The following is an 8,446-nucleotide window of genomic DNA, read 5'->3' as shown; positions in this document are numbered from 1 at the left end:
ATCTCGGCCGCGGACGGCGGTGGGATCTCCGGCAGCGGCGGTTGCTCCCCGGACGATCCGAACTGACTCGAACCCAATTGCAGGTCGCCGCTCGAGGCGGAGGCGAGTGTGGGGCCTGTCAGGGCCGCACCCATGGCAACCAGCGCAGCGAGGGCGATTCCGAAAGGGCGCGCCCCTCGGCGGCGCGTGTAGACAGTTGTCACCTTCATCCTCTCATTCGCTGTGCGGGATACCCCGCGCCCCGCAAACTCCCGTGCGAGATTACAAGGGTGGCACGCTCCTCGTCCCGACTTTGCTCCAGAAACCGGACATGTGTTCAGGTGCCCGGCCAGCCGCCATCCGGCAGGAAGAAACTCTTGCCCGTCACTGCGTCGCCATCGACCACGCCGGGACCGTTCGAACGACAGACCGCGGCCGCGGCGGCAGCCGTAACTGCACAGCGCCGAACAACTTCACTGTCGAGCAACTGCACGAATCTCCACCTCGAGCTGGTATCCGTTGGGACGAAATCAATCTCATGCGTTACCGGCCGTCGACCATGACCAGTGCAGGCTGAGGAATGTCGGACGAAGCGTCTGCGAGAGCAGCAAGAGTGCCGTCGAGCGCGACAAGGTCCGCACGACGACCCGGCGCCAAGATCCCCACCCGTCCTTCGTCATGGACCAAGTACGCACTGTCCACAGTCATGGCCTGCACTGCACGCTGCACTCCGATCCGTTGGTGGGCGCCAAGCACGGCACCGCCCATGGTCAGCCGATTCACAGCAGTCCTAATCGTCTGGAGGGGATCCATCGGCGTTATCGGGCAATCCGAGTGCAGCCCGAATTTCAAGCCGATGTCATCGGCGCACGCCAGCGGGTCCAGGTTGCCGGCTCTCTCAGGACCGAGGAAACGGTCACGGTGACGATCGCCCCAATGAAAAACATGGTTGACGAAAAAGCTCACCCCGATCTCGGCATCACGTATCGCCTCGAGATCCGCAGGCCTACTCACCTGGCAGTGCTCGATACGGTGCCGCGCTCGACGTCCGTCACTGCGGTGCGCACTGCGCAGCGCCGCGATGGCGGCGGCTACGGCCGCATCGCCGTTGGCGTGCACCGCGACCTGCCCTCCCTCACGGTGTACCTGGAGAACCATGTCGTCGAGTTGCTCCTGCGGATAGAGCAGATCACCGTGATGGTTCGGGCTGCAGGTATACGGAGTTCGCAAGGCTGCAGACAATCCTTGAATGGACCCATCCGCCCAGAATTTGGCGCCGGCCAGGCGGAAGCGTGACCCTGGGGCCGGTGCAGCCGTGAAAGCGATGTTCCTTTCCTCCAGTTCTGCGATCGCGAGATCACCCCGAAGGAAGCCAACCGTGTGCACGGGCATCTCGCCCATGGTGTCCAGGGCACGATAGGCGGCCAACTCCTGCATGCCCGCCGACAGGCCGACCCCTAGATCGTGGACGGTCGTGATTCCTCGCGAACGCGCCAGTGTCAAGCTACGCAGCAACGCGGTCTGCACCTCTGCCTGTGTCAGGTCTGGTATCGCGCCACTCAACCGTGCCACGGCGTCGATTTCCCAGGCCATCCCTGTGAGCCTCCCGTCCGCCCCACGCGGAAACTGCGAGTCCCCGGGATCCACCGTCGATTCGTCGATGCCTGCAGTTGCAAGCGCAACAGTGTTTGCCACCGCAAAGTGCCCCGAGATGTGCAGAACGATGATCGGGCGGTCGGTGCAGACTGCGTCGAGGTCATCGCGTGTGAGATGGCGACCTTCTCGAAGTTGTGTGTCGTCGTACCCCCATCCACGTATCCAGCCGTGAGTGGGAGTGGAGTTCCGCAGAGCCCCTTGGATATCCGTGATCGAGGCGCACGGTGGCGTCCGGCAATCAGCCCATCCGTCAGTCAAGCCGGAGTAGGTCGGGTGAATGTGCGACTCGATCAGCCCCGGGATCACAGTAGCGCCGGCGAGATCGAGCCGACGAGTTTCCGGTCCGGCGTACTCCCCCATGTCCTTTCGACTTCCGGTGGCGACAACCAGGCCTCCATCGAGGACGAGCGCCTCAACCTGGGGTGACGCTGCGTCTTGGGTGAGGATTGCATCTGCGGTGAGTAGTGTCCGAGTCATCGGATATCCGCCTTCGCGGTCGGGACTGCGGGGCAAGGCACTGGTGCCGATCGATTTTCTGCACGGAGGCCCGAAACCGCTTCGACAGGAGGCCACATCACCCGGGTGGCGGACACGAACAACACGTTCAGAACAAGGGCTGCGGCACCGATGTTTATGCCTTTGTCCGCCAACCACATCGATACCGTGCCGTGTGTGTCGAGGTACAGCCAGAGCACCAGCACGTCGCCGAGCACCACGCCCATCGCGAGCGCTGCCGGTCGCAGCTTCCATCCGAAGATCATCGTCGCGAACACCACCACGGCCTGGGTCACCCCGTAATACGCGGTATTCACCAGCGTCAGCAGCAATTGGGGTGCGGCGAGGGTGAGGATCAGCGAGAGGCCGAGGTAGGCGACTATAACCCCGCGCACCCACACTCTCTGACGTGATTCGGGTATTCCAGGAACGATGTTTCGCGAGACGATCGAGCCGATTCCCAGCGCCGAGCCACACAGAACAACGATCGCGCACAGTGCCGCACCACCCGCCACCACTCCGGTCAGCCAGTCCGGGAGCACGAGGCGGGACAGTTGCAGGAGGACCTCGTTGGACTCTGCGCCCTCGAGCTTGTTGGGCAGCAATGAAATTGCTCCGAAGGCAGCAGCGACGAGGAAGGGATACATGAGCATGTACAGCGGGTTGAATCGGGCGACTCGCTTGAGGGTTGCCTCGGACTTCGCCGATAGCACGGCCTGCACGATGAAGGGGAAGACGAAAAAGCCGAGTGACTGGAACACAATTGTGGTGAGCACGAAGGTCAGCGACGAACCGGTGACGGTGGATTGCGAGGCCTGCCCGGCCCCATGGGATGCCGCATCGGCAAAGAGCTTCGTGATACCGCCGGATTTGGCCGTGGCGGCCAGTCCGATCAGGATCGCTCCCAGCAGCAGAGCGGCGTCCTTGACGTAAGACACGAACGCCGGTGCACGTACACCCGAAAGCAGGAGGAAGAGCAGAGCAAGCGCAGCGCCGACGAAAACTGCCACCGTCGGGTTGATGGTGATGCCAAGTCCGCTCAGCGCGACCTGGAGGCCGGCAAGCTGCAACTGCCCCCAAGGAATGAGGAAGACTACCGAGGCAATCGCGATTGTCAGTTCCAACCCGCGCGACCGAAAGTGCCGCCCGGCCACATCGGGCAGCGTCATCGCGTTGTACCGCTTGCCTGCCCGCCAGAGGTAGGGCGCAAAGAAGTATCCGATCGGATAGGCAAGCAAGATGTATCCGATGAACCAGACGCCGTAGCTTGCCCCGTGGGCGTACACACCGCCGGGGAATCCAATGAGCGTACCGATGCTGTAGGCCTCACCTGCTCCCAGGATGAAAACCAGCACGGGACCGAAAGATCGCCCGCCCACGAGGTAGTCGGAGATCTCTTTTTTGCTTCCACGGCGTGAAAGCACTCCGGCGCCGAGCGCGAGGAGTAGCACGAGCGTAAATGTTGCAGCGATCATGTCGGATCCCCGATCTCGGTCTTGGCCTGAGCCAGTTCGTTTCGTTCCGATTCCTCGAAGTCCCTGCGGTCAAAGAACTTCCATGCCAAGTGGAGACACAACGAGGTCAGCGGCATCCACAGGAAAAGCCACGCGAACAAAATGGGAAATCCGAGAACAGTCAGTTCGGATCCGGAGAGCGCAACTATCCCGCCCAGCACCCCGACGAACGGAACTCCGATTGCGAGCAAGGCACTCTTCGCCTCGTTGGACATGATTGTGGCTCCTTAGCCGTTGATCGATCCGGAGCAGATGAGGCGAGGGGCGTTTTGCCGTCGAATCGTCGTCCGGTCTAGCGTTGAGTGTGCCTCCCGTCACTATGGCGGGACCATGGGTGAACCCCGGAATCCACGACGCTCGTTCGTGAAATTCACGGGACGCAAGACCAAGCACGCACAAAGGAGTAACCCCGTGGACGTAACCGACGTCGAAGAAGAAGACACGATCCGACGGTTGTGTCGCGAGGTTTCCGACGAGCTCGAAGCGCTCACCGAGCGCGCGGTACAACAGATTCGCAGCGAACTCCCGGCCTACTCCGCGGTACCAGTGGCCGAGCAAGGCAACTACATCCGCAAACAGTTGTCCGCAATGCTGTGTGCCGTCGCCGAGAACGAAACGATCACCACAGAAGACACCGACCGAAACCGCGAACTCGGGCGCCGTCGCGCGATGCAAGGGCTCCCCCTCTCCGATGTCATCGAGACCTATCACATTGCATCTCGTGAGCTCTGGGACACGATGGTCCAGCGGTCCACGAAACCAACACACGAGCTGCTGCAAGCAGGCGGCAAACTTTGGGACCTCGTTCACGCCGCGACGAGCGCAGTCGCAGTCGGACACTCCGAGGCAACGCGCAGCGAGCAGGCCATCCGCGCCGGCGTTCGATACCGATTCTTCGAAACACTGCACAGTGCAACGGATATGGAACTGAGCAACGCCCGAGAGCTGGCACAAACCCTCGGATTCGATACACAGAAATCGTTCCAAGCACTGTCGGCCGTCGAGGACGAATGGTCAGAAGCACAAGTGGAACACCTGCAACGAACCCTGGATTCCGTGCATGTTGTCGCGCATTGCAGTCGACATGGCTCCCGAGTAATCGTGATGTGTCAGGGCGAACCAACCGAAGTCATCCACGCAATCATGCGAGATCATCCACGAACGTCACTAGGTATCGGGATGCCCCGGGTCGGGCTCGTCGGCGCAGCTCAAAGCATCACCGACGCCGAGCGCACATTGCAGTTGGCGACAGCGCCGGGCACGACGGTCAGTTTTGCCGACGAATGGCTCATCGCCACTCTTGCCACCCACCAGGACGAGCTGCTGCCGCTTCTACAGGCCGGGGCATCTGTGGCCGAAGAGCACTCACATCTGATGGACGCCGTCCGCGCCTTCGCGCGAAGCGGGTTCTCTGTCAGCGCCGCCGCCCGTGACATCCACCTACATGCGAACTCTGTCACCTACCGACTCGACCGCTGGCAGCATCTGACTGGATGGGATGCGCGAACCCTCGACGGCCTGATGAAATCCATGGTGAGCCTCGAATTGTTTCATCGTAAAACGCTCGCCAAGATCTGACACCGAACACAGTCCGCTTTTCCTCGGCACACTGAACCGCGCCCGTGCTTGTCACGCGGGGTCGGAGTCGAGTCGATTCCGAAGCCAAGCACCCATATCTAGCGCAGCACGCCGGGCAACAGGCGTTGGATGGTTTGTAAATCCATGCGGGACATCAGGATAGAGACGCAAGTCGACGTCGTTTCCGGCCGCCGACAGTCGCGCCACCATGGCAAGGTTCTCTGCCAGGACCACGTCTTCTGATCCAACGACAACGAGGGTCGGCGGCAGGCCGCTGAGGTCGCCGAATGTCGGAGAAATATCCGGGAGAGTGCGATCATCGACATGGCCGACGTAGGCTTCGATGAAGTATTCGTCGCTGATGGTGCGGCCCGCGGGAGTCTGGGCACTGACGTCGTACGTGCCCGCTTCCAGCACCGCACCCGAAAATGCCTTGGCCAGACCTCGATCACGAAGGCGCAGCAACGTCGTCGTCACCAAGGTTGCTCCCGCCGACATGCCACCGATGGCGAGCCTGGTCGTCCCGAACCGTTCGGCAGCGACCTCAAGCAGCCACAAGGCGACTGCCTCACAATCGTCCGGCGCTGCCGGCCAAGGGAATTCCGGTGCAAGCCGGTAATCGACGGTAACTACTACCACCCCGACCTCGTCGGCAAGTCTCATGCTTCGGGCGTCAGCGCTGGCCGCTGAACTCATGTAGAAACCCCCACCCGGAAGATACAGATAGACCCCGTTGACATCGCCGTCTTTCGGAGTGACTACGCGCACCGAAACGGATCGGCCCTCGATGTCGAGTGTGTGTTCAACAGCCCGGCTCGCCGTGGGATCAACCACCCTGGATGCTCGCACCACAAGCAGTTCCTGCAGGGAACTCGGACCGACACCGGCAGGCCGCGACGCATAGAACGCTCGCGTACTCGCCAAATCGTCACGAGGCATTTGTTCGATCAGATCAGTCAATGCAAGCTTCACCAGGGCTCCCTCGGGTCGAGACTTGTCGACAATGATGACACCTCCAGCAGGAGCACGTGTCCGACGTGTTCTCGGCAACGCGGGGCCGTGACAGGTATGAGCAAACCGCGCCGGAAAGAGGTCTTCTCACGCTAGCCTCGACTCGGAATTGGACGTTTGTCTAGAAAGGTCGATGGATGCGTGCGCTGTTGCTTGCCACCCTCGCAATCCTGGTCCTCCAGATTGCAACTCCGGCGGCGAACGCTGCACCACCGGATCCGGGCTGGACTCTCCCCCAACTGACCGTCGCAGATCGAACGATCAAGGACGTCGACGGACGAACGGTGTTGCTCCGCGGCGTGAACGCCAACGGTCTCAATGACTACGCAACCAACGGCACCGGTCTACCCACCGTTACGCCGCTGGGAAGAACGGACTTCGCGCAGATGGCAGCGCTGGGCTTCAACGTCGTCCGGCTCAACGTCGCGTGGTCCCTCCTGGAACCGACCCGCGGTGCATTCGACACTGCGTACGTCGACCGCGTTCGAGTAGCGGTCGAGGATGCAAAAGACCACGGCATCTACACCGTTCTCGACATGCATCAGGATGCATGGGGCCCGTACGTCGGCACCCCGAGCGACCAGTCGTGCCCGTCATTCATGCGGCCGGGAGTCGGCTGGGACGGCGCACCCGAGTGGGCAACCCTGACCGGCGGATGGACAACCTGCAACATCGGTGGACTCAGGGAAGCCGCACCCGCGATCGCCCATGCCTTCCAGGCGTTCTACGACGACGAGCAAGGAATCCAGAGTCGCCTCGTCGCGACGTGGGCACGGTTGGCTGCCGAGTTCAAAGACGAACCAGCTGTAGCCGGATACGACCTGTTGAACGAACCGAACCCCGGCCTGCGCGATCCATTCACGGCAGCTGATCAGATCGGGCAGTTCTACAAGCGGGCCACCGACGCCATCAGACAGGCCGAAGCAGGAGGATTTCCACACCTCGTGTTCTTCGAGCCCAGCGCGATCTGGTCGGCTTTCGGCCTCGACGCGCTGCCTCCACGCCAGTACCTGACCGATCCTCTGGTCGTCTTCTCGCCACATCTCTACAGCGAATCGATAACGGTCAGTAGCGAATTTCCCGGAATCGAAGACGGATTCAAGATCGCCGACCGCGCTGCCGCCTGGTACGACGCGCCGTTGTGGACAGGTGAATGGGGTTGGTTCGGCGACGCCGACGAGCAGAGAGCAGACGTCGACCGCTTCGTCGATGCCACCGACAAGTACCGGATGGGCGGCGCGTGGTGGTCGTGGACACAAGCGTGCGGTGACCCCCACCCGGTTCGCGACGGCAATACCCACCAGCCACAGGGAAATCTGAATCGCATCGACTGCCCGTCCGGTGAATCACTCGGGCTCGTAGAGGGATTCGCCGCGCCACTCTCGCGAGCGTATCCGCGGGCAGCGCCCGGCACGCTGACGGAGGTATCGCGTGACGGGTTTGACGGGAGCGGCACCGGACGGGTCGAGGCCTGGTACCCCGGCACCGACCGGCCACAGCTCGAGACCACGAATCTCTCCGACGTCCGACTGTCCCCGATCGAGGGCGGATGGCAACTGATCGGTCACGCCGACGGCGACTACGCGGTCAAGCGCGCCTGATCGAACGATCATCCGGGAATCGCGCGTTCACACCACGCGAACGAGCGGGTATCAGAAGATTCCGCCAATTCCCTTGCCGATCAGAACAACTCCGACGACCAAGATCAACACACTCATCACCGTGGTGTTGTTGTCCTCGAGCCAGACTTTGAGATTGGCCAATGGCTTTCGCAGGCGATCAGCAGCCACCAGGTATCCGATGACCGGGATCGCGACAGTTGAACTGGCGATGACCGTGAATACGAGAATCGAGGTGATCGCTCCGCTGGTCGCCAACGACGCCGAGCCGATCGACACTCCGGCCGCGATGCACATGAGCAGGTTCTTCGGGTTGATCGCGGCGAGCGCGAATCCAAGGCCCAATCCCTTGGCCGCGGTCATCTCGTCGACGGCTTGCATCCACTTCGGTGTTTCGTGCTCGCCGCTGCGCCCCCGCCACTGCTTGACCCCGACGGCCAACAGGAGGACACCGAGAGCTAGTTTGATCCACGAAACCGTGGCGGACGGTCCGTCGTCTGACGTGCTGACGGCACTGGACAAGATGACGAAAAGAACTGTAGCGATGAAGATTCCGAGTAACCAGCCCACCGCGAACCCGGCGCTGGTGCTACC

The 8,446-nt window shown here is 62.0% G+C and carries 8 protein-coding genes and 1 pseudogene; 2 read left to right on the top strand and 7 right to left on the bottom strand.

From position 1 onward, the window contains the following. The 5 genes and pseudogenes from RWT78_RS25705 to RWT78_RS25685 all read right to left on the bottom strand — a co-directional run. Window positions 1–209 (bottom strand): annotated as a pseudogene (locus RWT78_RS25705) (protein-tyrosine-phosphatase); the annotation flags it as partial. A 107-nt stretch (window positions 210–316) separates the two neighbouring features. Further along, entirely contained in the window at window positions 317–472 is a 156-nt protein-coding gene (locus RWT78_RS25700) for a hypothetical protein (RefSeq protein ID WP_155277914.1), read from the bottom strand. A 50-nt stretch (window positions 473–522) separates the two neighbouring features. Continuing rightward, complete coding sequence (locus tag RWT78_RS25695) at window positions 523–2,112, bottom strand: amidohydrolase (RefSeq protein WP_007735103.1); 1,590 nt, start codon at window positions 2,110–2,112, stop codon at window positions 523–525. Continuing rightward, window positions 2,109–3,605 carry a sodium:solute symporter gene (locus RWT78_RS25690; protein WP_019748102.1) on the bottom strand — a complete coding sequence of 499 codons (1,497 nt, stop codon included), beginning with the start codon at window positions 3,603–3,605 and terminating at the stop codon, window positions 2,109–2,111. Before RWT78_RS25690 ends, RWT78_RS25695 begins: the two co-directional genes overlap by 4 nt. After that, window positions 3,602–3,859: a DUF3311 domain-containing protein gene (locus RWT78_RS25685; RefSeq protein WP_054825613.1), complete on the bottom strand. Its 258-nt coding sequence runs from the start codon at window positions 3,857–3,859 to the stop codon at window positions 3,602–3,604. The genes RWT78_RS25690 and RWT78_RS25685 overlap by 4 nt, the downstream gene beginning before the upstream one ends. A gap of 196 nt (window positions 3,860–4,055) precedes the next feature. On the opposite strand from RWT78_RS25685, the gene RWT78_RS25680 reads away from it, so the two are divergent. Continuing rightward, complete coding sequence (locus RWT78_RS25680; protein WP_007735099.1) at window positions 4,056–5,222, top strand: CdaR family transcriptional regulator; 1,167 nt, start codon at window positions 4,056–4,058, stop codon at window positions 5,220–5,222. Between the two features lie 51 nt (window positions 5,223–5,273). Here RWT78_RS25680 and RWT78_RS25675 read toward each other — a convergent pair whose 3' ends face one another. Next, on the bottom strand, window positions 5,274–6,194 hold the full coding sequence (locus RWT78_RS25675) for an alpha/beta hydrolase (RefSeq protein WP_030535590.1): 921 nt from the start codon (window positions 6,192–6,194) through the stop codon (window positions 5,274–5,276). A gap of 176 nt (window positions 6,195–6,370) precedes the next feature. On the opposite strand from RWT78_RS25675, the gene RWT78_RS25670 reads away from it, so the two are divergent. After that, window positions 6,371–7,834 carry a cellulase family glycosylhydrolase gene (locus RWT78_RS25670; RefSeq protein ID WP_314681808.1) on the top strand — a complete coding sequence of 488 codons (1,464 nt, stop codon included), beginning with the start codon at window positions 6,371–6,373 and terminating at the stop codon, window positions 7,832–7,834. A 51-nt stretch (window positions 7,835–7,885) separates the two neighbouring features. Here RWT78_RS25670 and RWT78_RS25665 read toward each other — a convergent pair. Continuing rightward, window positions 7,886–8,446 (bottom strand): GAP family protein (locus RWT78_RS25665; protein WP_314681806.1); only part of this gene is annotated, 561 nt, incomplete at its 5' end.

It is taken from the genome of uncultured Rhodococcus sp., from assembly GCF_963525155.1.
GTDB lineage: Bacteria > Actinomycetota > Actinomycetes > Mycobacteriales > Mycobacteriaceae > Rhodococcus_F > Rhodococcus_F qingshengii.
The sequence above is the reverse complement of the archived record's forward strand: the minus strand, read 5'-3'. Positions and strand labels throughout refer to the sequence as shown.